Below are 22890 nucleotides of genomic sequence, written 5' to 3' on the forward strand. Positions count from 1 at the left end.
AGAAGGGATGCGGTCATGAAAAAGCCTTTGCGTAACACCCCCTTGACTGACGCGGCCATCATGCTTGCCGCGAGCCTGGCGGTGCTTGGCTGTTCGAAAGCGGCGATCTCGCCGGTGCAGGCATCATCAGCGCAAACCGAAATCTCTGCGCCGCGCGCCAGTCGTATTGCGCAAGCCTTGGCCGAAGCGGAAGAGGCGCACGAGACAGGGCGCAACGAAAGCCTTGTGATGCTGGTCAACAGCCTGCGTGCCAGCGGCCTTTCCCCCCGCGATGAGGGCGGTGTGGACATGCTCGACACCTGGTCGCGCGCCGCCGGAATTGAAGCAAGCCCTTTCCGCGGTCGTTTGCTTGGCCCTGCCTATGTCAGGGGCGAATTGGCTCCCGGCGAGGTCTGGCGCAGTGCCCAGACTTTCAAGTCCGGGGTACCCAGTACGCTCGCGGTCTCGCATCGCGGAGCCGGGCCGGTGCGGATCAAGGTAAGCGACCAAAGCTCGCGCCCTGTGTGCAGTCCGGTCTCCTCACGCGAACCACAATGCCGGTTTACACCGCTCTACACCCAGCGTTACGAGATCGAACTGGTGAATGAAGGGGCGGGGCGTGCGGTTTATTTTCTGGTCTTCGATTAAGGCAGCAATCGCAGGATTTGCGCTGCTTTCCGCCGAGCCTTCGGCGGCGCAGTACTTCGATATCTATGGCGAGGCGAACCGGAACCTTCCTGCGGCACAGGCAGCCTACGATGCCATGCCGGCCAACGCTTCCGCACATGTGCGGGCCGAACTCGTATCCGACTTGATCATGGGGTTGATCGGCAAGGCCAAGTTCAAGGAAGCCTATGAGCTTTATCTCGCCAATGCCGATCTCGATCTGCATCCGGATGCAGTCGCCGGGGCTGTGGGACATGGGCTGGTCGCCTTCGTAACAGACGAAGCTTTGCAGGCAGATTATCTGGCTCGGTTGCAGGGCGTGGTCGAAAGCGAAAGTTGCGCGCCATGCTATGCCCGGACTTTTGCGGCGCACCACATCGCCCGCTATATCTACGTAAAGCAGGACGATCTTCCCACTTCGGTGGAGTGGCACAAACGGGCGCTTGACCTTTCTCGGATCGATCTGGCGGCGAATGATCCGGCACGGGTACAGTTTGCCTATCAATACGCCAGCTATCTCCGCAATCTCGATCTCGAAGCCGCCGTCGGCGCGGTGCGCGAAACCGAGGCGTTGGCGTTCGAAGTCCTCCCTCGCGACGATCATATTGGCTGGCTTTACGTGTTCCTCAACAATGCCCTGATCGCTCTCGACAAGGGACGAACTGCCGAAGCGGCAGACTTGTTTGGGCGCATCGCGGATATCGGCGCAAAGGAATGGGGGCCGGACAGCCCACAGCTCTTGCCGATCTACCAGAACACGGCGGTCCTGCTTTCACGGTTGGGGCGGACTGATCAGGCGGTCGAGGTCGCACTGATGGCGGAGGCCAACGAAGGCTATTCCGATGATGGCGAACTGGGATACCAGCGCGCCCTTGTTGCTCGCCTCATGTACGAGGATGCGCGCGTCGACGAGGCCATTGATTATTACAATCGCGCATTGGTTTTGCTTGAGCGACAGCAGGACAACCTCGTCGACATGGCGAGGGCGCGGCTTGACCTTGCTGACGCATTGGGGGTGACGGGCGATCATAAGCAGGCTCTCGCGCTCACTGATCTGGCGCTTTCGACTTATCGCGAGATGTTCGAGCCAACCAATCCGCAGCGTCGCGGGCGCCAGACGCAAGCGGCCCTGATCCTCGCCCGCGCTGGCGAAACACGGCGCGCGGCCGAGACGCTTGCGCCGGTGCTGGATTACAATGAGGGCGTCTTGCTCGATCTATATGCCAAAGATCAGGATCGGCTGGCGATCGCATCGGATGGGAATTCGCTGTTTGCCACATCGGTGGCGGTTTCATTGCTTGCCGGAGACGCCGAGCGCGCATGGCGCAGCGCGCAGCTGGCGACAATCAGTGATCTCGCGCTCAGCGCCTCGGCGCTTGCTTATCCGGGCGATCCCGATGGTTTCAGCGCAGCGTTGGAGAAGGTGCGGCAAGCGCGCGATGGCGAAGAGGCTGCGCGCACCCGCTTCGCTGGGGGAGAAAGCAGTGCCGCCGAACTGGCCGCTGCGCGCACCGCGCGTGAAGCGGCAGAGGCTGCGCTTGAAGCGGGTTATCCGGACTTTGCCGACTATCTCCGCCCGCGTCCTCTGACGATCGCGGAGGCCAGCGGCCTGCTTGCCGATGACGAAGCCTATATCGTTCCGATGGTCTTTCCCGACCGGGTGGTGACCTTGGCTTTGACCCGCGAAGGGCTTGTCTGGGGTCAGGCAATTACGGCGCTTCACGAAGCGCGGCAGCTTATCGATCGCTTGCGCAATTCGCTTGATGCAGGGTTGGGTGGTCAGCAGACCTTTGACGCAGAGGCCGCGCACCGGCTGTACCGTCTCATCTTCAGCGCCGAAATCACCGATGTTGTCGCGGGCAAGGAAAGGCTGGTTTTTCCGGCTAGCGGCCCACTTTCAGCCATCCCGCCATCTGTCCTCGTAACCAGCTTGCCGCAAGCAGGTGCTGCACCCGAATACCTGATTGAGGATCATGCGATCTCGATCACTGCAGGACTTGGTCAGCGTGCGCCAAACAGGGCACGTGCCACGCGCCGCTTTGCCGGAATTGGCGCGCCGAGTCTCGCGCCCGCGCCGCAGGATCGTTTCGGCCTGCGCGGCGCGATTGTCGATGCCGAGGATATCAGCGCGCTCCCGAGTCTGCCCGGCGCACAAGAGGAGCTTGCAGCTTTGGGTGCGGCATTCCCCGATGACGAACCCTTGATCCTGACGGGCGACGCAGCAACCGAAGCCGCCGTTCGCGCCGCACCCCTCGATCAATATCGAGTGCTGGCCTTTGCCACGCACGGACTGGTTAGCGGCCAGATATCGGGGCTTTCCGAACCCGCGCTGGTGATGACGCCACAGGCGGGGGCAAACGGCGCCGAAAACGATGGGTTGCTGACTGCCAGCGAAATCGCGCGTCTTTCACTGGCAGCGGATTGGATCATCCTTTCGGCCTGCAACACTGCGGCAGGCGAAGGGCGTGGTGCAGCCACCTATAGCGGCCTTGCAAGAGCGTTCCAGCTTGCGGGCGCGCGTTCCCTGCTCTTGTCGCACTGGCCGGTAAGAGATGATGCTGCAACTCGCCTTAGCGTGGCAACCGTTACCGCGACCGGGCAGGGCATTTCGCGGGCCGAGGCATTGCGCCGTGCACAGCTCGCGATGATCGCTGATCCCGAAATCCCCGGCGGGGCATCACCTTCGATCTGGGGGCCGTTCATCCTGATCGAATGATCTGCTCCTTTATCGGGCTAACAGCTCAAGCCAGAAGAGGCACCGCAATCCGCTGTTGGCGGGCGATCAACAACGCATAGGCTGCCGCAAGATGGGTCTTGCCATCGGTTGCCGAAGACAACACCTCTGCCATCGAGCCAAGCCCGTAATCATTTAGCCTTCTGGCATGGGCATCGCGCTTGTCATCAAGCATCCGTGCAAGCTGCGGCCCCGCTTCCAGTCGATCCAGCACCAGTCGCCACGCGTCCATGATTGCCGACGTGCTGCGATCAGGCTGCGCATATGTGAAGGCGCGGCCGGGATCGGGGACTAGCCGCTGGAGCCATCCCAGCAGGTTCGGTCCGCTCTTTTGCGGGTTGCCCCAGACGATAGTGGGACGGATCAGAGCAAGGTCGGTCGCCTTTCGTCCGTCGAACAGGGTAACGGGCGAAAGTTCGATCCTCGAGCCGGTCTGGAATGCCTTGACGAGGATCATTCCGCTCCACCTCCCGGCTAGCCGTTTCTCTACTTCCTTGATCGCGTGTTCGGACCGTTCGTCATGATCGATCGTAAGGGCGATCCAGCGCCCTGCGCCATCGCGCACTGGCCAAAGCAGCTTTTGCGCCAGCTCGTCGAATTGCGGCCGCGCGAGTTCGGCCGGCGCGATGAGAGCGATCTGTGGCAAGCCATTGCCTGCAACACCCAGTCCGAACCTCTTTACGAGGTCGTCGCGCAGCACTGCCCAGTCTGATTGAACATAGTCGGCATTGCGCTCAATTTCTGTGGACTTGTCGATGATTTCTGCCCGCACATCCTTGCCCGATGCCAGCCTGCCTCCGTCGGCAATGCCCGCATTGTGCAGCACGATGTGGGCATGGCAAAGCATCTCCATGGTACCCGATTGCCAGAGGGAGTGCTGTCTGAATGCCTCACGCGGATTGAAGGAGGGGTCCTGTCCGGCACCGCGCGCCATGGCCACCGAATAAAATTCGCCTGTCGCCGGTTCGACGAAATGCGCAGTTATGCCTCGTGAACCGGAGGCCGAGTGCCATAGATCCGCACCGCAGCCGATCAGTTCCATCCTCTCAGGCTCCGCGTAATTGCGGCGCAATTCTCCGGCCAACCGCAGATGCTGGGCGAGGGTAAGGCCCTCGCGCTCAACCGCATGGGTAATGGCGTAGGCAATCGCGCAAAGCTCAAGCATCTCGCTCGCGTCAAATTCATAAGACTTGTGGCGGCGCAATCGCATCTGCGCGGCGATCGTGCGCAGCAATGTGGCCAGTCGTGGCATGGCATCGGCGCGCGACGATACCGAAAGTTCGAACAATCTCTCTTCAATCGGTAGTGGAGCGATATTGAAGCCAAGCTGCGCGCAATCGGCCAGCGCGGTTCGCACTTGTTCCAGGAATGCTGGATCAGGGCGGGCAGGCCCTTGGCGGACTGGGCTGGCCGAACTGGCCTGCCCCTCGTCTTCGTCGATCGTGAAGCTTAGCCCCAGATGCCGTCTTGCTGCCAACAGTGCAGCGACATGGTATGCCTTGCGCCTCGCCTTGCTCGCTTTTGACGCGATGCCCTCCATCCCCTGGCCGCGTAGAACCAGAACGGGCTCATCAAGCGATGCGAAGGTCACGGCGAAGCTGGTTGGCCCCGGTTCGACGGCTCCTGCTTCCTCAAGCAATTCGAGGCCCGCTCGCCATCCCGGCCGTCCGGCGTATTTTCGCGCTAGGTCGAGTGTGATGTCCTCCAACCACTGCTCAGGCGGAACCTCGTCTTCTTCCGCGTTGTCTCCTCCGGTTGCATCTTGTCCTGCGGCTAGCGTGCGCAAAGCGATTACTGATGCGAGCTTGTGGCGGCACACTCCAGCTGCGGGACAATTGCAGGAGGCCATTGCCGGGCCAGTGGGGCCGATTTCTACGGTCTGGCCATCGACATTAAGCTCTGCCTTGTCTCCATCGACACGTACCAGTGTGGCCTTTCCGCTATCGACATCACGCTGTGCACGCCGCAGCAGGCCGGTATTGGCGATGGTAGCCAATGCGGCATCGTCAAAGGCTGAAATCGCCTTCGCTAGTGCCTCGCTGATCATGTCATTATCCTACCAAGCCATTCAGCGAACCGATCCGGCGTCAGTGCAGCGACTTCCATCCCCGCCCCAGCAAGACGCTGCGCGGTTGCATGATCATAGACTGCGGATCCGTCATCATCGAGCGCGGCAAGCCCCAGCAACCGCACCCGCGCCGCCGACATCCGGCGCACGGTCGCCACCAGCCGACTTACCGATCCTCCTTCCATGAAATCGCTCAGCAGCACGAATATTGTCCGGGTGGGTTGAGTGATCAGCGTTTCACAATGCGCTACGGCCCCGCCGATATCCGTGCCTCCACCCAGCTGTACCGACATGAGTACGGACACCGGGTCATGCGCCTCGCTCGAAAGATCGACAACCGACGTGTCGAAGACAATCAGCTTGAGATTTACCGATGGCAGCCCTGTCAGGATCGCCGCCATCACTGCAGCATAAATGGTGGATGACAGCATCGATCCTGATTGATCGACGCAAAGGATGATAGTCCAGGGAAGACGTCTTTGCGTCCGACCGAAGAACCGCAACCGCTCGGCGATGATCTGTTCGCGCTGTGGATCGTAATTCTTCAGGTTTTCTCGGATCGTCCCGCGCCAGTCGAAATTGCGCATGGATTTGAGCTGGCTTCGACGGAACCTGTCAGTCTTGCCCGACAAGGCGGCCATCACCTGATGGCGGATCTTCTCCATGACTTCGTCAACGACCTTGCGTGCAACTTCGCGGATCTTTGCCATTGCGGCTTCGTCGGCGGTGCCTTTGTACGTGATCAGCGCCTTGAGCAGATCAGCATTGGGCTCAAGCTGGTCGAGAACATCGGGGTCTTTCAGCAATTCGGTCATGCCGAGTTGGTCGATGGCGTGGGCCTGCACAGTTTCCAGCACGCTTTGCGGAAAAAGTTCGCGCAATTCGCCAAGCCACCCCAGCGTCGTCAGCTGGCTGGGATCAAGCGTGCCCGCACCGCCGCGCTTGCCGCGCCGCATCCCGCGCTTTTCCATCTCGCGAGCGTAGAGGTAATCCAGCGCACGGTCGGCCCGCTGGTCAGCGCCGCTCATTCCGCCATTGCCCAGCTCACGTTCCGAATAGCGCCCCAGGGCGAGCCGCCAGCGCCGTTGGCGATCCGTCAGGGTCATAGCAAGCCTTCCGCTGCGAGCTTCTGGGCCATCGCCTGATCAAGCCTCATATTCGCCATGGCTTCGGCCTCGCTGATCGGCACCTGCGCTTGCAGCCGGTCTTCGGAAATCCCCAACCTTTGCGCCACCATAGAGGAAAGGCGGTCTATGTCTCTTGGATCAAGTGGCATCAGGGCGAGGCGCAAGTGCGGTACGAGTGTGATGAATTCCTCGTCATCAACATCGGCAATCACGGTGTCGAGTGCTTCGATCACTTCGGGCATGGTCCACAGCAATTCACGGGCGATCGCAATGATGCCGCCAAGGAATGCGAGCCGATCTGCAGGCTTGACGTAGGCTCCCGCCAATTCGCCGAGCAACCTGTCCGACAACGCTTCACCACCTGCGCGTCCATCCAGAAGCGCAAAGGCGGTGATGGCCCCGTCGATCTGCGGTGCGAGCCTGGCCTGTTCGAGCCGGGTTAGGGCATCTTCAAACGCGTCAAGTTCAAGTCTTAGACCGGCCGATCGCGCCACTTCGATCGTGCCGCGCAGATCAGCAAGCGCCCTGACCTGAGGCTGTGCCTGATCCGCGGGTATCGCAGCAAGCTCTGGCAACAACAGCAGCGCGCGTCGCCATGTTGTCGCGACAAGGTGATCGAGTGGGTTCGTGTCGGTGATGCCAAGGACTTCAGCCCCTCGCCGCAGCAATACCGCATCGTCCAGCGCCGCAATGACAGATGGAAGCTGCGGGTCTTCGATCACTTCTGCTTCGACCAGATCGAGGATCGCAGCAGCGCCCTTCTCTCCGATTCCTGCGCGACATGCGATGGCGAACAGCTCGATCGCGGCGAGGGCATTGCGACCTCGGCCCTGCGCTTCAAGCCCCGCGACCTGTTCCGCGATGGTCGTGGCCACCGCCTCAGCCAAAGTATCGCCCTTGTTAGAGATTTCGATCAGGCGTGCCTCAACCATTGGTGACCAGCTAACCGACCAGATCTCGAACAGTCGATCAAGACCAACATCATTCCGGAAATCGGGACCGGCTGTGCGCTCTGCAAAGCCGGCGCCGAGCAATTGCAGGCCATGGCAGAACCGGCTGGCCTCGCGATGGGCAGGCTTGCGATAAATGTCGAGGTTTCGCTGGCGGATCTCGCCATCGTCGATTGCGAACCGGAGGCGCCGCGCTTCGTTGCGTACCGCCTCGACCAACGGAGGCGATCCGGCGGACGCAGGGACGTCACCGATCGCGGTGCCGGTTAGCCATGCGTGCAGTTCGTTCAGAACAGGAGCACCGTGGCGGGGCACTTCGTCCTTTATGAAGGTTGAGCGGACGGCATCGATTATGTCGTCGCGGAAGGGCAGGCTGCGGCCGCGCAATTCGGCCAGCCGCTGCGCCTGCTCGACAGCAGCAAGGATCAAGGGGAAAGAGGGCGCCCGTCGGTCCTTGCGCAAGTGCGCGGCAAACCCGCCGATCAGATCATGCGCCCAGATCCGCGGATCGAGCGACGCGGGGTTGGCCTTGTGCCATTCCCACCATTTTTCATAGAAGCCGGGCAGTGGCAGGCCTGCCGAATATCCTTGCAAGGCATCAAGCTGGCGGTTGCCGTAACGCACCAGATAGCCTGAAGCCTGCGTCGCCGATGGCCCGATGATCTTGTCTCCCGCCAGTTTTGCATCCATCAGGGCAGGCGCGTGAAACCCGCCGACCACTGCGACAATCGGTCCTTCGACGGTCTTGCGAACTTCGGCGATGATGGCGCGCATCTGCGCCTCGCGTTCCAGTGTGCCGTCAGCCTCTATCGAGCCTGCGGGAGCGGCGGCGCGAATGCAGGCACAATACCGACCGACTTCACCAAAGAAGCCACGCCAATCCGGCTCGGCAATTCGGCTTTCGAAGAGTTGGTCCCACACCTCGTTCCCGTCACGGCACGACATTTCCCGCGCCAGCGCGGTCACAAAATCGCCAATGTCGAACGCGCTTTCGTCACCCATGATGGCGGGTGGGGGAGCATCTGCTGCTTCGCCCATCATCGCGCGCGAATGCGAGGGAAGGTCGATGAAACGGGTAACTATTCCGGCGTTGACGCCATGCCGTAATGCGATGAATTCCGGGCTGTGAGCGCAGAACGGGTAATAGCTGGTGGCGCGCCTCGATGTTTCTCCCTTTTCGATGGATCGCACGGCCACGATTGCCACCGGGGCGCGTGTCCTCTCGTCATTCAATAGCGGGATGTGCTGATCGAAATCGCAGGGGCCCTCCACCAGGATCGCCCCCGGCCTTACCTCCTCAAGCAGCCGTTCGAGATGCGCGGAGCATGCCGGACTGTGATGGCGGATCGGCACGACATAGAGATCGCGTTCCGAAACATGCAGTTGCGGTGGTGCCAGATCGGGGATGCTCACGGGATCAGTCGAGCTTCAGTGCGCGCGCGGCCTTGTAAAAATCCTTCCACACCGATGATTTGCCGGCCCGCTCGCGCGCGATGTGATCGACGTAGGCCCGCAGCTTCTTCCCGTCATCAGCTGAATCCTTGAGCACGACACCCTGCAATTGCCGCGCGACATGGGCGCCGTTGATCTTGCCGTCATCCAGATACACCGCCTCCAGCGCCGCAGCATGCAGCACGCTCACAGCCTCGGCACTCGACATCACGGCATCGGGCTTGTTCAGGCTGGTCCCTTCGGCGGTGCGCCCTGTGCGCAGGTCCTGGAATGTCTTGACCAGCAGATCAGCTACCTCTTCCACTCCGCGCAGTGCTATCCCTTCGGGTTCCAGCCGCTCACTCAGCTGCTTGATCACCAGCTCCCTTTCAAATGCCGGATCAGCGATCGGATGGACTGTTTCGAAGTTGAACCGCCGTTTGAGCGCGCTCGACATTTCATGCACGCCTCTGTCGCGAAGGTTGGCGGTGGCGATGATGTTGAAGCCGGGCTTGGCTGTTTCGACCCGGTCTGCCCCCAATTCGGGAAGAGCGAGCGCCTTTTCCGACAGGATTGAAATCAACGCATCCTGCACCTCTGGCGGGCAACGGGTAATCTCTTCAAAGCGCACTATGCGCCCGCTGCGCATGGCATTGAGCACGGGCGAAGGGACTAGTGCACGTTCGCTCGGCCCTTCGGCCAGCAGCAGTGCGTAATTCCAGCCGTAGCGCAGATGATCTTCATTGGTGCCAGCCGATCCCTGCACCACCAGCGCGCTGGTTCCGCTGATCGCGGCACCAAGCAGCTCGGAAAGCATGGATTTGGCGGTGCCCGGTTCCCCGACCAGCATCAGGCCCTGCCTGCTCATCAGGCTAACGATTGCACGATCCACCAGTGGATCATCGCCATAGAACTTGCGCGAAACACCCAGCTTTGGATCGCCCAGAATGAACCGGCGGACCGCGCGCGGGCTCAGTTTCCAGCCTGAAGGACGCGGTGCGGTGTCATCGCCCGCCAGCCGTTCCAGCTCATCGGCATAACGATGCTCTGCCGCCAGCGATACGGATGTCGTGTGCTCGTTCATAGGCCAGCCTTCTTCTGCCAGTCAGGATCGAAGCCCGATCCCTTGTCGGCCATATCATGATAATCGCGCCATGTTTCCGCCAGCAGCACATCGGGGACGTTCTCGAACGCGACCTGCGTGCCGAATTTCCCGTCCTCCCGAAGATTTCGGAAGCTGAGCGATATGAGCGCGGCGGGCATGTTCTGTTCGGGCAATGTGCTCCCGGTGAATTCGACCTCGGCGACCAGCTTAGCTTCGCGCAAGACCCGGTGATAGGTCATGAACCAACCGCCGTCCTCCGCCGGGCCGCGTTGATAGCCCAGCTTGGTTGCGATCCCTCTGAGCTTGAAGGTTTCGATCATCCACCCTTCGCGATCGTTGATCAGGCGCTGCTTACGGGTCGCTTCGCTGATTTCGGGGAGCAGTCGACCAAGCTGGTCGAACAGCGGTTTGACATCGTAATCGACGATATGCGTTGCCCAGGCAGAGCGCGTATCGGCATCCAGCAATGTCGAATGCGCCAACTTGATTTGGGAGAAATCGGCAGGATCGATATCCTCGTCGACTTGATCGGTGCACGACCCGTCGCCCAGCGGACGAAAGCTGGCCAGCGGGTTGCCATCCTTGTCGGTTCCAATCCACACCAGCCTTGCGGCCAACCGTCCCACAATCGGGTGGCTTGCGACATAGTTGATCCAGTCCTCACTGGACCACGTGCGCTCCATGCACATCGCCTCGCGAAACCGTTCGGTCTGTGCCGTAACAACCTGCTTCACCTCCTTGCGCGCTTTGGACAGCACCTTCTTGGCATCGGCGACCGCGGATTTTTCCTCGTCCATTCGCGCCGGTGGGAGGGCCTTCACTTCCTTGCCCAGCGGATTGAACAACGCCAGCTTGTCTTCCTCGTCCAGCCGCGCGGTGTAGATGCGATCCGCTCCGCATTCGAGTTGTAGCGTGCCGTCTTCGTCGAGACCGCCCGTCGGAACAGTGCGGTCCGCCAGCTCGCCAGCGCTCCATCCGCGGCGTTCCGCGACATCCTCGATCAGCTTGGCGGCATGGGCCTGAACGCTTTTCTGCTTGAGCCGATCGGCCGTCTGCAACAGCACCTGAAGCGCCGCTGGCGTGCCGATATTGGCCAGCACGTCAAGCAGCGCCTTGGCCTGAGAGGTGCGGCTGCCATGGTTCTTCAGGAAGGCCCTGATACGCGGACCTGCATCGCTGCCCTCAACCCGGCTGGCGAGTGCTAGCATCCCCTTGCTGTCCGCTGCAGAGCCAAGATAGTTGCTGGCAAAACCGCGTTTGATCTGCGCGAATACGGTGTTGTAGTCGGTCGAAATCCAGTCTGCCGACTGGGGCCAGCGCTTCAGCGTGTCCTTGTTCCACGCCAGTTGCTGATCAACCCTTGAAAGGGCGTGCTGGTTGGCCTCCTCATCGCTTGGTGTGCGCGTATCCTGCGCAATCCAACCAGTCAGGATCATCCATCCCAGTTTGTGCGCATCACCAGGGGCAAGGCGATCAAGCCAAAGGTCAATCAGGGCATTGCCCCCAGTTTCCTTGAGCCGGGTTGCAAGGACAACCCAATAGCGCGGCAGGATCGGGTTGACCGGGCGTCCGTCGGACCAGTTAAGCGCCGGCAGTCCGTCAAACGGAAACCAATCCAGCCCTTTCGGCATGGCTTTCTTCAGGCCTTTTTCCGCCTCCTGAACCATTGCCTTTTCGTCAAAGAAATCGCTGGTGTCATCGCCCAGCCGCTCTAGTGCGGAGATCATCTGCGCGCGCGCCTTGTCGCTGCGTTCCTTCTTAAGGCGTGCCCGTATTGCCGGAATGTGCGTGGCCGCACCGCGCTGCGCCAGCCAGTCTGCAGCCTGTGCTCGGACGTCCTGCTTGCCATCATCCAACTGCAAGGCGATCGCGTCCTCGATCCCTTCGGCATCAGCCAGAAGATCGCGCGCCTGTTCCCTGATTTTCACCCCGCTTTCATTGGCGAGGATCATCAGGCGATTGCGGTATCTCTCGGGGACTTTCGGGAAAAGGGTGAGCAATCGTAGCGTGCGAAGCGTGTCAAACTTTGTGTTCGACGTTTGGGGTATGATCCCCATTGCTTCGTCTAGGCGGTTCATTTCATCAAGCAGCATCGGCCATGCTTCACCCGGAAGGCCGTGATCCTGATAATACCACCTGTAACCCAGGTACTCCTCGACAAAGTCTTCCCCGCCCGCTTCGCGCCAAAGCTCCACGAGAGAACGCATGTCTGCCCCCTTGGCTAACCGCCGCTGGAGTGCGAGGCCCGGCGCGCTTGCATAGTCTGCGAACTGGGCGAGCAGACGATTGCCGCTGATACCGCGGGCAAGCCGCACGACATGCCGCAGCGTCACCGATGGATGGTCGAAGAATTGATCCACTTCGCCTGACTTGGCGTGCTGTCCGTGCAGCCAGACAAAGCTGTAGTAATTGTAATTCTGCGATACCGGCTTCTGTCCTTCAGCGATGGCACGCAGCTTGGCAATGGCATCATCGACAGGTGCAAAGACCTGATGCTTTGACCAGTGATATGGCACATCCTTGTAGCGCTGCTTCATCTCCTTGAGGTGGGTATTGTATGCCTCGATCGGAGCACGCAGGAGGTCATAGGCTTCCCGGTCGATCTTGCTGCGTTCGGGCGGAGGAGTGCGCTCTGGCGCTGGCACCCATTCTCCGTCAATCGCGACAAAGCCCGAAGCGCCATCCTTTTGCCAAGGATTGCGGGGCTTTGCCGCAGATGACGTCACGGCCCCCGCAACGCGGTCCATCGCCGCCTTGACCTTGGCCGAGCTTTCGCTTTCGCGCAGCCGTTCGATCAGCGGTCCTGCGCGATCACCCAGAGTGTTGGCTGCAGCTTCGATCAGGTGCGCGCGGCGGGTCGGGTTGGCTTCGGCGTAGGTTGCCTCGAATGCGGCTTCGAGTGTTTCGGGCTTTGCGCCTGTCAGCGACTGGATCGCTGCAGCCCGCGCGCCCTTTGCGGTGCCCATCGCCAGATCCAGTAGGAATGCCAGATAGAGGTCGTGAATACGGAAGCGGCCGATTGCCGTTGCAAGCTGCGCGCGCGCATCAGCGCCCGCCTGAACAGCATCATTGGCGATGGCTGGTGCATTTTCCCGCAGCCAGCTTTCGACCCCAGTAAAGCGGTCGAGACAGTTGTCCGAGCGGTAGTTGGTGGGGTCCCGCGAAAACAGGATTTCGAGCGGGCCCTCGGCTCCAAGGCCGCGCAGGTCGCAAAGGTCCACGAGCGTTTCGACCGGTTGCGGACGATCTTGCGCGCTCAACCACCATTGAACGATGTGGCGCAGCCAGTCAGGCGACTTCTTTGATCCGTAGCGCCCGTATTCGTGAGTGATCGGTTCAAGCGCGGCGAGCACTTCGCCAAAGCGCGCCATCTGATCAATGTTCCATCGGGAAAGGTCGGAAAATATCCCTTCTCCTTCGCGCCGCCAGACGTAATGGCGCTGCCGCCACTTGTTCTGGTTGTCCCGGTGGGAGCAATCGGACAGCACCGAACTGGCACCGCCGTCCTGCACGTATGACTCAATCCTTCCGGCAAGCTGGCTGCCCAGTTGCTTGGCAAATGTGCGTTTTACCGCGCTGCTTGAAACAGCATTGTCACCCAGCGCCTGACCAAGCCGATAGAGAAACGAATTCAGTGCCATGGACCCTCCGGGCACACTGATCATTCGCGCCGGGGGAAAGATCAAGCGAAATGGCAGAAGATGCGCGTTGAAGCCGTGCCGGTCCTATTCGACATGGTCAAAAATCTGATCCAGGAACTCCAGAATGCGCCGTTTGACTGTGGTCTTGCTCAGGTCCGAGCCCAAGCTCGGGGCACCCATAGGGTAGAAGTGTCCGAAGCCAGGAATCCAGGCACTCTCGGCTCGAATGTCCGCGCCTTGCAAGATTGCAACTATGCTTCGGGTGCCGATCTGCATGCCTTGAAGATCGTTCTGACCGATGAAAAACAATCCGGGCGGCATGCCCGACACCGCGCTTCTGCTCAGGTCAAAGCCTATCAGTCCTCCCGATAGCGATATGACACCCTGTACGGGCACGCCGCGGCCGTAAGCAGCATTGATTGCTGTGATCGCGCCAGCCGAGAAGCCGCCGATGGCAATCCGATCCGGGTCCAGGCCGAGGCGTTTTGCATTGGTCCTAGAAAACTCGACAGCTTGTATGAGATCTTCGGTCGAAGACAGGATGGTGTTCCAGAGTTGTTCGCGAGACAAGTCGTCGAGCGGTGCGAGCCCCATTCTGGCTCGAATGAGTTCCACCCGACTGACTGCGGCAGGATTGGAGAGCGTCTCTTTGGAATACAGGGATGCTGAACCAAGGGTCGAAGGCGGAGCAGGATCTTCTGGAACGAGGCGATATTCGATTGACATGCAGACGTAGCCAGCCGCTGCGAGGGCCGCACAATATTCGCCCATCGGCGTATCGGATGCGCCGTCCTCCTCGAACCTGATGGTTCCTTTTGATCCGCGATGGTAGGCTCCGCCAAAAGCCAGGATCACAGCAGGCCGATCTTCGAGAAGCTCGCCATTGCTCGCTGGCCTGTAGAGGTCCAGTTTCAGGTCACGAGACTGCGGCGTGGCGCTTGAAGCGCCAATCACTCCCTCGCCGTAAGTCACGTCGGCCTCTGTCACCACGTCGAAAGCGGCGGAAACAAAGTCTTCGGCGGCAACCGCTGTGGGACTGCCAATCAGAATGGCGCAAACCAGCAGCGGCACAATCCTTCGTCTGATCATATACCCCCTAACCAGCCTGGACCAAAATGTGTCGATGATCTGCGCATGTTGGCAGATGCAGTGGCGCTTGAACAGATACCCACTTTTCATCTGGTGCAGGCGTTGCGATTGAGATCGACTGATCCCGCGAACCTTGCACGGGGCAGCGAGCCATGCATCCGGATAAGGGATTGTCTGGGAAAAGTAAGGTGGCGGAGACGGAGGTGGCAAGTGGGGACGGGCAACCACTTGTGGTTAAATGGGTTTGAGCGGAGGCTGCATGGCTCGCCCCCACAATGGCCCCCCGGCTTGTCTTAACGGCGATTTTCGGCTGCGTCTTTGGGCGAGATAGGGCTCAATGTCACGGGGTTTTGGAGATGCGTAGAAATTTCCCGTTAAGGAAAGTTTTTACCTCGGGCTTGTGTTTCTAGCGCATAATATCCCGTTCGGGAAAATAGTCTTGCAATCGAGCATTTACGAGCGTAGATGTCCCGTTCGGGAAAGGTGATGCTCATGCTCAATGTTGCCACTATTGGCCAAATCATTCGCGATGAACGCAAGGAACTTGGTCTGCGACAGGACGAGTTGGCTGCTGCAAGCGGCGTCGGCTTGCGCTTCCTCGTTGAGTTGGAGCGTGGAAAACCCACTGTCCAGATGGGCAAGGTTCTCGATGTGATTTCAGCACTGGGATGTGAATTGCAGATCAAAGGGCCCGACGGGATGGTGATTGCGGATCGAGCGGATGTGCCCAAGAAGGGTGAGGCGGAGTGACGCTACCAATTCTGGATACGCTGGTGGTCTGGTGGGACGAGCGCCAGGCAGGCGAACTCTCGATCGACAAGGGCGGCGCGATGCATTTCGTATACGCGGCTGACTGGCTGGCTGATGAAACGGCCCCGGCGCTTTCCTATGCGATGCCCAAGCAGCAAGAGCCATTTAAAGATCATGCTTGCAAGGCAGTCTTTGGCGGACTGCTACCCGAAGAAAGCCAGCGCACCGCTATCGCTCGGGCGCTTGGAGTTTCGCCCGACAATCCTTTCCGGCTGCTTGAAGCCTTGGGCGGAGATGTTGCCGGTGCTCTCGCATTCCTGCCTAAAGACGAAGAGCCGATCCAAGAACGCTCCGAGGCCGCTCCAGAGCCACTCCGAGAGAACGAACTGGCGGAATTGTTGGATAGACTGCCTGCTGTGCCAATGCTGGTAGGAGAGGGCGGCGCGAGGCTCAGCCTTGCAGGAGCGCAGAGCAAACTGCCCGTGGTGGTCACCGCAGATGGAGGCCTTGCGATACCTCGTCCCGGCGAGCCATCCACGCATCTGATTAAGCCTGAACCGGATCGCTTTGCCGGATTAGCTGCAAACGAAGCCTTCTGCCTCGCCTTAGCCCGAGCGGTAGGCATCGATGCTGCCAAAGCAGAATGGCGCGAGGTCGCGGGAAAACCGTTGTTGCTAGTCGAACGCTATGACCGGATGTCGGTCGAGGGAAAAACGAAACGCCTGCATCAGGAAGACTTTGCTCAGGCACTTGGCGTTCCCTCAAACCGCAAATACGCGGCGGAGGGCGGGCCGACTTTCCGCGATAGCTTCGCGCTGTTGCGCAGCGCAGCGACGCGGCCAGCGCGCGAAGTGCTGAAGCTGGCCGACGCCGCGATCTTCAATCTCATCATCGGCAATGCCGATGCCCACGCGAAGAACTACAGTCTCCTGCGCCGGGAAAACGGCGAAGTAGTGCTTGCCCCGCTTTACGATCTTGTGGCCACGCACATGTGGAAGGAGCTCTCCCCCAAGCTCGCAATGCGCTTTGGCCGCGCGGGGACACTCGAAGAATTCGACTGGGAAAGCACGGCAAGGTTTGCGGACGAGGCGGGGCTGGGTGCCCCGTACATTCGCCGCCGGGTAAGTGATCTTGCCGAAGCAGTGACGGAGGAAATTGAGAAGGGAGTGCAGGTGCCCGGCAATCCGCCTGAGGATGCTGTTGCGCCGATTGCCGAAGCATTATCGACCCGTGCCAGCGCTGCTGCGCTGAAGCTTATGGAAGCTTGAGCCCAATGCAGAAGGCATCACTATCATTTACCAGCCACTTTCGAGCGCTAGGGCGACGCCATATCTCGTCGCTTCCCAATTCAGCGTGGCGAAAATATCTTCGCAAATCATTGCTCAACTTAATGGATTGCCGACCAGGGTCGGTTGCCTAGGTGACGAATTCACGCTTGAAGGGCCGCATGGAAATACTGGACAACATAAGTTCGCTCTTTGGCGATGATCTGCAATCAGAGCTCGGAAACAAGCAGACACTCAAAATTGCGGCTGCCTCATTTTCTATTCATGCTTTTGCTTCGCTGGAGAAGCAGCTGCAACACGTCGAGAGTTTCCACTTTATTTTTACCGGACCGTCATTCGCCACTGATCACGGACCCGGAAAGAGCCAGCATCGCGAGTTTATCATTCCACCGGTAATGAACCGTCGAGATCTTGCCGGCACGCCGTTTGAGATACGGCTTCGAAACAAGATGACGACACGCGCTTTGGCGCGCCAATGCGCCGACTGGATACGCACAAAAGGCAGGTTCAAATCGAACCCCAAGGACCCAATACCTTCATTCCTTTGCGCAACCGGAGACACATCGAGTGCGCTTTACACGGGTCTTCACGGTTTCACGACTGCCGACTTGGGTTACCAGCCTGGCAACCTGACCATGATCAACAAGATCACGGACGAACCCGCAGTCGCGCGATACGCCGGTCTCTTTGACCAACTCTGGCAGGAACCTGATCGACTACAAGACGTGACCGATGCGCTCTGTCGGCAGCTCGAACAGGTTTACGCCGAAAACTCACCTGCCCGCATCTATCACCTGATGCTTTCGATTATCTTCCGGACGTTTCTGGAGGACATTAACGAAGACCTGTTGCCGAATGATCGGACAGGGTTCCGTGAAACGAAAGTCTGGAACACGCTTTACAAGTTCCAGCAGGATGCCGCGCTCGGCCTGATCAACAAGTTAGAGACCTTCAACGGCTGCATTTTGGCAGACAGCGTTGGTCTTGGCAAAACCTTCACCGCGCTTGCGGTGATCAAATACTACGAGCTGCGCAACAAGTCGGTCCTTGTCCTGTGCCCAAAGAAGCTCGCCGACAACTGGCACACCTACAACAAGAACCTGACAACCAATATTCTCGCCGAGGACCGGCTAAATTACGATGTTCTTGCGCATACCGACCTGCTGCGTTCGAGTGGGCACTCCATGGGCATGCCGCTCGATCAGGTGAACTGGGGCAATTACGACCTCATCGTAATCGACGAGTCCCATAATTTCCGGAACGACGATGCTACGCTGGCGCAGGGCGAGGCGGAGACGCGCTACCGTGCTTTGTTGAACAAAGTCATCCGGGCGGGCGTGCAAACCAAGGTTCTCATGCTTTCGGCTACGCCGGTAAACAACCGTTTTGCAGACCTAAAGAACCAGCTCGCGCTGGCCTATGAGGGTGACAGTAAGGCGTTTGCTGAAAAGCTTGGCGTCAATCAGACCATCGACGAGATTTTCCGGCAGGCCCAGCGTGCTTTCAACGAATGGGAAGAGTTGCCGCTCGAAGAGCGGACCCCTCAGGCCATCCTCGACCGGCTGGACTTCGCTTTCTTCGATCTACTCGACAGCGTGACGATTGCGCGGTCCCGGCGGCACATCACCACCTACTACGATACAGAAGAGATCGGCGGCTTCCCCGAGCGGCTCAAGCCTGCTTCCTTCCGGCCCGCGCTGACCGACAGACCCGGCGTTCCGACCTTCAACGCCATCTACGACGAGCTCAGCAAGCTCAACCTCGCGGTCTATGCGCCGCTGACCTACGTGCAGCCGAGCCGGAGGGACAATTACTCGCAATACGACACCGCGACTGAGACCAACGTACTTAAGGGCACCGACCGCGAAAGCTCGATCAAGGCGCTAATGCGGGTCAACCTGCTCAAGCGTCTGGAGAGCTCAGTTCAGGCTTTCCGCCTCACCCTTTCGCGCCTTTCCGCAACGCATCATGCGACTTTGAAGGCCATCGCCCAGTTCGAGCGGGGAGGCGGGCCGGGCTTTGCGTATGAAATCGAGCGTCCCGATGATGAAGACGACGTGCCAACCGAGCTCGAGCGTGGACAGGTTCGCGTGGCGCTGGAAGACATGGACCTTGTTTCCTACCGCCATGATCTGGAAGGCGATGTCGCCCTGATCGACGGACTGCTCGCCGAGATGGAGCGGATCGAGCCGGAGCATGACGAGAAACTGCAGCACCTGATCGACTTCATCCAGCGCAAGCGCGAGGAGCCGATCAACGAGGGCAATGGAAAGCTGCTGATCTTTACTGCCTTCGCCGACACCGCCGAATACCTCTACGACCAGATCGCTGGCTTGGTCGCTGAGAAGGACGGCCGCCATTCGGCCCTCGTTACCGGCTCAGGCGGACCCAAGACCACGCTCGGCCATGGCTTCGACTTCAACGCCGTTCTCACGCTTTTCTCGCCCATTTCGAAGAAGAGGGCCCAGATCGAGCGGCTCGCAAAGGAAACCCGCGAGATCGACATCATGATCGCCACCGACTGCATTTCTGAAGGCCAGAACCTGCAGGATTGCGACATGGTGGTGAACTACGACATTCACTGGAACCCGGTCCGGATCATTCAGCGCTTCGGTCGCGTCGATCGAATCGGCAGCAAGAATGCACGCATCCAGCTTGTCAGCTACTGGCCCGATATCGAGCTCGACGACTACATCAATCTCAAGGACCGCGTCGAAGGCCGTATGGTCATTGCCGACCTCACCGCGACAGGCGACGATAACCCGCTCACTGCGCGCGAGAACGATGTCGAATATCGCCGCGAGCAGCTTCGCCGGATGCAGGAGGAGGTTGTCGATCTAGAGGACCTGCGTCAGGGCGTCGGCATTACCGACCTTGGCCTCAACGACTTCCGCATGGATCTGGTCAGCTGGGTGCGCGAGAATGGCAGTCTCGACGATGCGCCGCTTGGTATGCATGCGATCGTTCCAGCTGGTCCCAAGCTGCCACCCGGCGTCATCTTCTGCCTTCGTAATCTCGATGCAGAGGCGGAGCTGAAGCAGCACAACCGACTGCACCCCTTCTACCTCGTCTACGTGAAGGAGAACGGCGAGGCGGTGGTGCGGCACACCGATCCCAAGCATGCGCTCGATATGCTCCGCGCCGCAGCTCGCAACCGGACCGAGCCCGATCCCGTGCTTTACGAGCCCTTTAACCGGGAGACCGACGACGGGCGGCGGATGGAGAAATACTCGGACCTGCTTTCTGACGCGATCCGTTCGATGATCGAGGAGAAGCAGGGACGCGACATTGACAGCCTGTTTGCCAGCGGGCCGACTACCGCGCTGATAGGCGAAGTTGCCGGGATCGACGACTTCGAGCTGATCGCTTTCCTCGTGGTGCGCGATACGGCTGCATGAGCACGCTCTTCGCCTGGCCTCTTGCGGCAAAGGTGGAAAGCCGCATTCCGCGCGATCGCCTGTTCAGGCAAGCGGGCGGAGGCAAGGCGATCCGTGCGCTTTATGACGCACAGGTCGAGCGGATCGACTGGGCGTTCAAACTGTTCGAGCGCAGCGTCAACTTGCCTTCGGCTGGCGGCGTGGACGAGATCGAGGTTTTCCGCCTCACCCTGCGCGGCGACCGGATCGACGACCGCGTGCTCGCGCATATCGACAAGGCCATTCCGCATCCGATCCTGTTTGAGCTGGTGCGCCATGCACCGGATGGGGACGAGGTTAGGCTTGCGGCGGCTTACAAGCGGCGCAGCGAGGCGGACAAGTCGCAGGCCGTGACGCTGGAGCATTGGCGTGGGCAATGGGTCGCGGATACGCAGTCCCGTGCGCCCTTGCCGCAGGCGGCGAGCATTGAGGGGCTCTATGCCGGGCTGCTCCGGTCGCTCTGGCCGTATGGCCCTCGCGGGGGAGAGAGCTTGCGCACGCAGGCAGAACGCTTGAGCCAAATCGCCACAAAGGGCAAAGCAGTCGAGCGGCTGCAACTGAAGTTGCGCCGCGAGGGGGACTTTGCCCGCAAAACTGAGATCAACCGTGAATTGCGCGCAGCCCAGGCTGCGCTGAAAGAACTGACCGAATAGTATGACCATCGAGAAACTGGACGCCTCCACACCCGACCTGACCCGGCAGAATATCGAGCGATTGCTCGAGCTGTTTCCCGAATGCCGGACCGAAGGATCGCGCGAGGATGCGCCCATGGTGGATTTCGACCTGCTGCGGCAGGCATTGTCCGATTATCTGGTCGAAGGCCCGGCGGAACGGTACCGGCTCGATTGGCCGGGCAAGCGGCAGGCGCTGCTCACCGCCAACACGCCGATCGATAAGACGCTGCGTCCGATGCGCGAGGAAAGCGTGGACTTCGACACCACGCGCAACCTGTTTATCGAGGGCGACAATCTCGACGCGCTGAAGCTGCTCCAGGAGACCTATCTCGGCAAGGTCAAGATGATCTACATCGACCCGCCCTACAACACGGGCAATGACTTCATATACAACGATGACTTCTCTCAGTCGCGACGCGCATATGAAGAACAGAGCGAGCAACGTGATGCGGTTGGGGGACGCCTCGTGGCCAACCCAGAGAGCAATGGCCGATTTCACTCTGACTGGCTAAGCATGATGCTTCCGAGGCTGAAGCTTGCCCGAAACATGCTTGCCGACGACGGGGTCTTGTTCGTTAGCCTCGATCAGAACGAAGACGCGGCTTTTCGAAAAGTCGCTGATGAGATCTTCGGTGAGGATAACTTCGTCTATTCGATCGCCGTTAAGGTCAATCCGCGAGGGCGACATCTCGATCGATACATCGCGAGCACCCACGAGAATTTGATCATTTATGCCAAGGACGCTGGTGGTGGCCACGCGCTGAGAGGTATGCCTCGGTCAGAGAATATGGTGAATGAGTTTGATCGGGAGGATGAGAATGGACCGTACAGATTGCTCGGTCTCCGAAACCGAAATCAGTCTTTTAATCCCGAAACACGGCCAAATCTCTATTTCCCGCTGTATGTGAAGCCGGAAGACGGTTCTGTCTATTTGGAAGAGAGTGAAGGTCTCGAAGGTCCGGTCCTTCCCCTCGCCTCGGATGAGACACCTACGTGTTGGACATGGAGCAAGGAGAAAATTCGCAGCGAATCTCACATGCTCCTCGCTGAACAGGTAAAAGGCGAATGGCGCGTTTTCCGTAAAAGCTACCTGCATGGCGAAGACGGTGAAGCCAGCAGGACCATGCCGAAGAGCATTTGGGATGGTGCGGAATTTAACAATGATCGAGGCCGTGCAGCAGTCAAAGACCTTTTCGGGAAAGCCGTCATGGACTTTCCTAAACCCGTCGAACTGATCGACCTCTTGATTGAGATAGGCGGTGGAACAGACTCCTTGATCGTGGACTTCTTCTCGGGCTCCGGCACGACAGCCCATTCAGTGCTTCGGTACAACGCGAAGCATGGGACGCGACACAATTTCATGATGATTCAGTTGGATGAGTTGATTGATCCGGCGGCCGAAGCTGCGAAGCAGGGGTTTGTCTCTGTAGCGGAACTTTCCAGAGAACGTATCCGGCGGGCTGGCCAGACGTTGCTCGATGAAGACCCTACTCTTGTGAGCAAACTAGACACAGGCTTCCGCGCTTTCCGGATCGATAGCGGCAACTTCGTCGACACCAGCGTGACGCCAAAAGAGGCTACACAGGAGGCGCTCATCGGCATGGTCAGCCACATCAAGGACGACCGCAGTGAAGAGGACTTACTGTTCGGCGCGTTGCTGCGCTGGGGCGTCGACATCACCCTCCCAGTCGAGCAGCGCGAGCTGGCCGGGCGCAATGTCTGGCTAGTCGATGCACCCGAAGACGGCAGCGGCGCCGGTTCGCTTGGTGGCGCGGCGCTGATCGCATGCTTTGCCAAACCAAACAGCAGCGGAAAGGGCGGGATCGATACCGAACTGGCCGACGCCTTGGCCGAGCTTGCCCCCTTGCGCGTCCTGTTCCGCGACGATGGCTTTGCCGACGACGCGACCAAGGAAAACGTCCACAGCCGGTTCCAGCAACGCGCCCCCGATACCCAGGTCCGGGTGCTCTGAGC

The 22890-nt window shown here is 59.8% G+C and carries 13 protein-coding genes; 7 read left to right on the forward strand and 6 right to left on the reverse strand.

Translation table 11 applies throughout. The features are described from left to right. The first annotated feature begins 15 nt into the window (after positions 1-15). Together AABA34_RS04815 and AABA34_RS04820 are read left to right on the forward strand one after the other, a co-directional pair. Positions 16-627, forward strand: a complete 612-nt coding sequence (locus tag AABA34_RS04815) for a hypothetical protein (protein ID WP_338304138.1) — start codon at positions 16-18, stop codon at positions 625-627. Beyond that, complete coding sequence (locus AABA34_RS04820; protein ID WP_338304139.1) at positions 599-3361, forward strand: CHAT domain-containing protein; 2763 nt, start codon at positions 599-601, stop codon at positions 3359-3361. Before AABA34_RS04815 ends, AABA34_RS04820 begins: the two co-directional genes overlap by 29 nt. Positions 3362-3386: 25 nt before the next feature. Here AABA34_RS04820 and AABA34_RS04825 read toward each other — a convergent pair whose 3' ends face one another. From AABA34_RS04825 to AABA34_RS04850, 6 genes are all read right to left on the reverse strand, one after another. Then, positions 3387-5426 carry a hypothetical protein gene (locus AABA34_RS04825; RefSeq protein ID WP_338304140.1) on the reverse strand — a complete coding sequence of 680 codons (2040 nt, stop codon included), beginning with the start codon at positions 5424-5426 and terminating at the stop codon, positions 3387-3389. Then, positions 5423-6553, reverse strand: coding sequence for a VWA domain-containing protein (locus tag AABA34_RS04830; protein ID WP_338304141.1), 1131 nt, complete (start codon positions 6551-6553; stop codon positions 5423-5425). The genes AABA34_RS04825 and AABA34_RS04830 overlap by 4 nt, the downstream gene beginning before the upstream one ends. Further along, entirely contained in the window at positions 6550-8937 is a 2388-nt protein-coding gene (locus tag AABA34_RS04835) for a DUF5682 family protein (protein ID WP_338304142.1), read from the reverse strand. Before AABA34_RS04835 ends, AABA34_RS04830 begins: the two co-directional genes overlap by 4 nt. 4 nt (positions 8938-8941) lie before the next feature. Further along, positions 8942-10039, reverse strand: coding sequence for an ATP-binding protein (locus AABA34_RS04840; protein WP_338304143.1), 1098 nt, complete (start codon positions 10037-10039; stop codon positions 8942-8944). Beyond that, the gene (locus tag AABA34_RS04845; protein WP_338304144.1) at positions 10036-13701 is read right to left on the reverse strand and encodes a DUF4132 domain-containing protein; all 3666 of its coding nucleotides are present in this window, start codon (positions 13699-13701) and stop codon (positions 10036-10038) included. Before AABA34_RS04845 ends, AABA34_RS04840 begins: the two co-directional genes overlap by 4 nt. A gap of 84 nt (positions 13702-13785) precedes the next feature. Beyond that, a complete protein-coding gene (locus AABA34_RS04850; protein ID WP_338304145.1) occupies positions 13786-14880 on the reverse strand; it encodes an alpha/beta hydrolase in 1095 nt (364 codons plus the stop codon). A 396-nt stretch (positions 14881-15276) separates the two neighbouring features. On the opposite strand from AABA34_RS04850, the gene AABA34_RS04855 reads away from it, so the two are divergent. The 5 genes from AABA34_RS04855 (at position 15277) to AABA34_RS04875 (ending at position 22888) form a co-directional block, all read left to right on the forward strand. Further along, a complete protein-coding gene (locus AABA34_RS04855) occupies positions 15277-15540 on the forward strand; it encodes a helix-turn-helix transcriptional regulator (RefSeq protein ID WP_445083772.1) in 264 nt (87 codons plus the stop codon). Then, positions 15537-16808, forward strand: a complete 1272-nt coding sequence (locus AABA34_RS04860; RefSeq protein ID WP_034951895.1) for a type II toxin-antitoxin system HipA family toxin — start codon at positions 15537-15539, stop codon at positions 16806-16808. The genes AABA34_RS04855 and AABA34_RS04860 overlap by 4 nt, the downstream gene beginning before the upstream one ends. Positions 16809-16975: 167 nt before the next feature. Beyond that, complete coding sequence (locus AABA34_RS04865) at positions 16976-20224, forward strand: helicase-related protein (protein ID WP_338304146.1); 3249 nt, start codon at positions 16976-16978, stop codon at positions 20222-20224. Further along, a complete protein-coding gene (locus AABA34_RS04870) occupies positions 20221-20895 on the forward strand; it encodes a DUF4391 domain-containing protein (RefSeq protein WP_034951900.1) in 675 nt (224 codons plus the stop codon). Before AABA34_RS04865 ends, AABA34_RS04870 begins: the two co-directional genes overlap by 4 nt. A gap of 1 nt (position 20896) precedes the next feature. Continuing rightward, positions 20897-22888 carry a site-specific DNA-methyltransferase gene (locus AABA34_RS04875; RefSeq protein WP_034951901.1) on the forward strand — a complete coding sequence of 664 codons (1992 nt, stop codon included), beginning with the start codon at positions 20897-20899 and terminating at the stop codon, positions 22886-22888. Positions 22889-22890 lie beyond the last annotated feature (2 nt).

The organism is Erythrobacter sp. Dej080120_24, from assembly GCF_036322605.1.
In the GTDB taxonomy this organism is placed as follows: Bacteria; Pseudomonadota; Alphaproteobacteria; order Sphingomonadales; family Sphingomonadaceae; genus Erythrobacter; species Erythrobacter aurantius.

Bases quoted from the DNA above. Each gene is read 5' to 3' on its own strand.
- AABA34_RS04830 (WP_338304141.1), bottom strand. From the start codon at position 6,553: ATGACCCTGACGGATCGCCAACGGCGCTGGCGGCTCGCCCTGGGGCGC.
- AABA34_RS04855 (WP_445083772.1), top strand. From the start codon at position 15,277: ATGCTCATGCTCAATGTTGCCACTATTGGCCAAATCATTCGCGATGAA.
- AABA34_RS04870 (WP_034951900.1), top strand. From the start codon at position 20,221: ATGAGCACGCTCTTCGCCTGGCCTCTTGCGGCAAAGGTGGAAAGCCGC.
- AABA34_RS04875 (WP_034951901.1), top strand. From the start codon at position 20,897: ATGACCATCGAGAAACTGGACGCCTCCACACCCGACCTGACCCGGCAG.
- AABA34_RS04840 (WP_338304143.1), bottom strand. From the start codon at position 10,039: ATGAACGAGCACACGACATCCGTATCGCTGGCGGCAGAGCATCGTTAT.
- AABA34_RS04845 (WP_338304144.1), bottom strand. From the start codon at position 13,701: ATGGCACTGAATTCGTTTCTCTATCGGCTTGGTCAGGCGCTGGGTGAC.
- AABA34_RS04850 (WP_338304145.1), bottom strand. From the start codon at position 14,880: ATGAAAAGTGGGTATCTGTTCAAGCGCCACTGCATCTGCCAACATGCG.
- AABA34_RS04825 (WP_338304140.1), bottom strand. From the start codon at position 5,426: ATGATCAGCGAGGCACTAGCGAAGGCGATTTCAGCCTTTGACGATGCC.
- AABA34_RS04815 (WP_338304138.1), top strand. From the start codon at position 16: ATGAAAAAGCCTTTGCGTAACACCCCCTTGACTGACGCGGCCATCATG.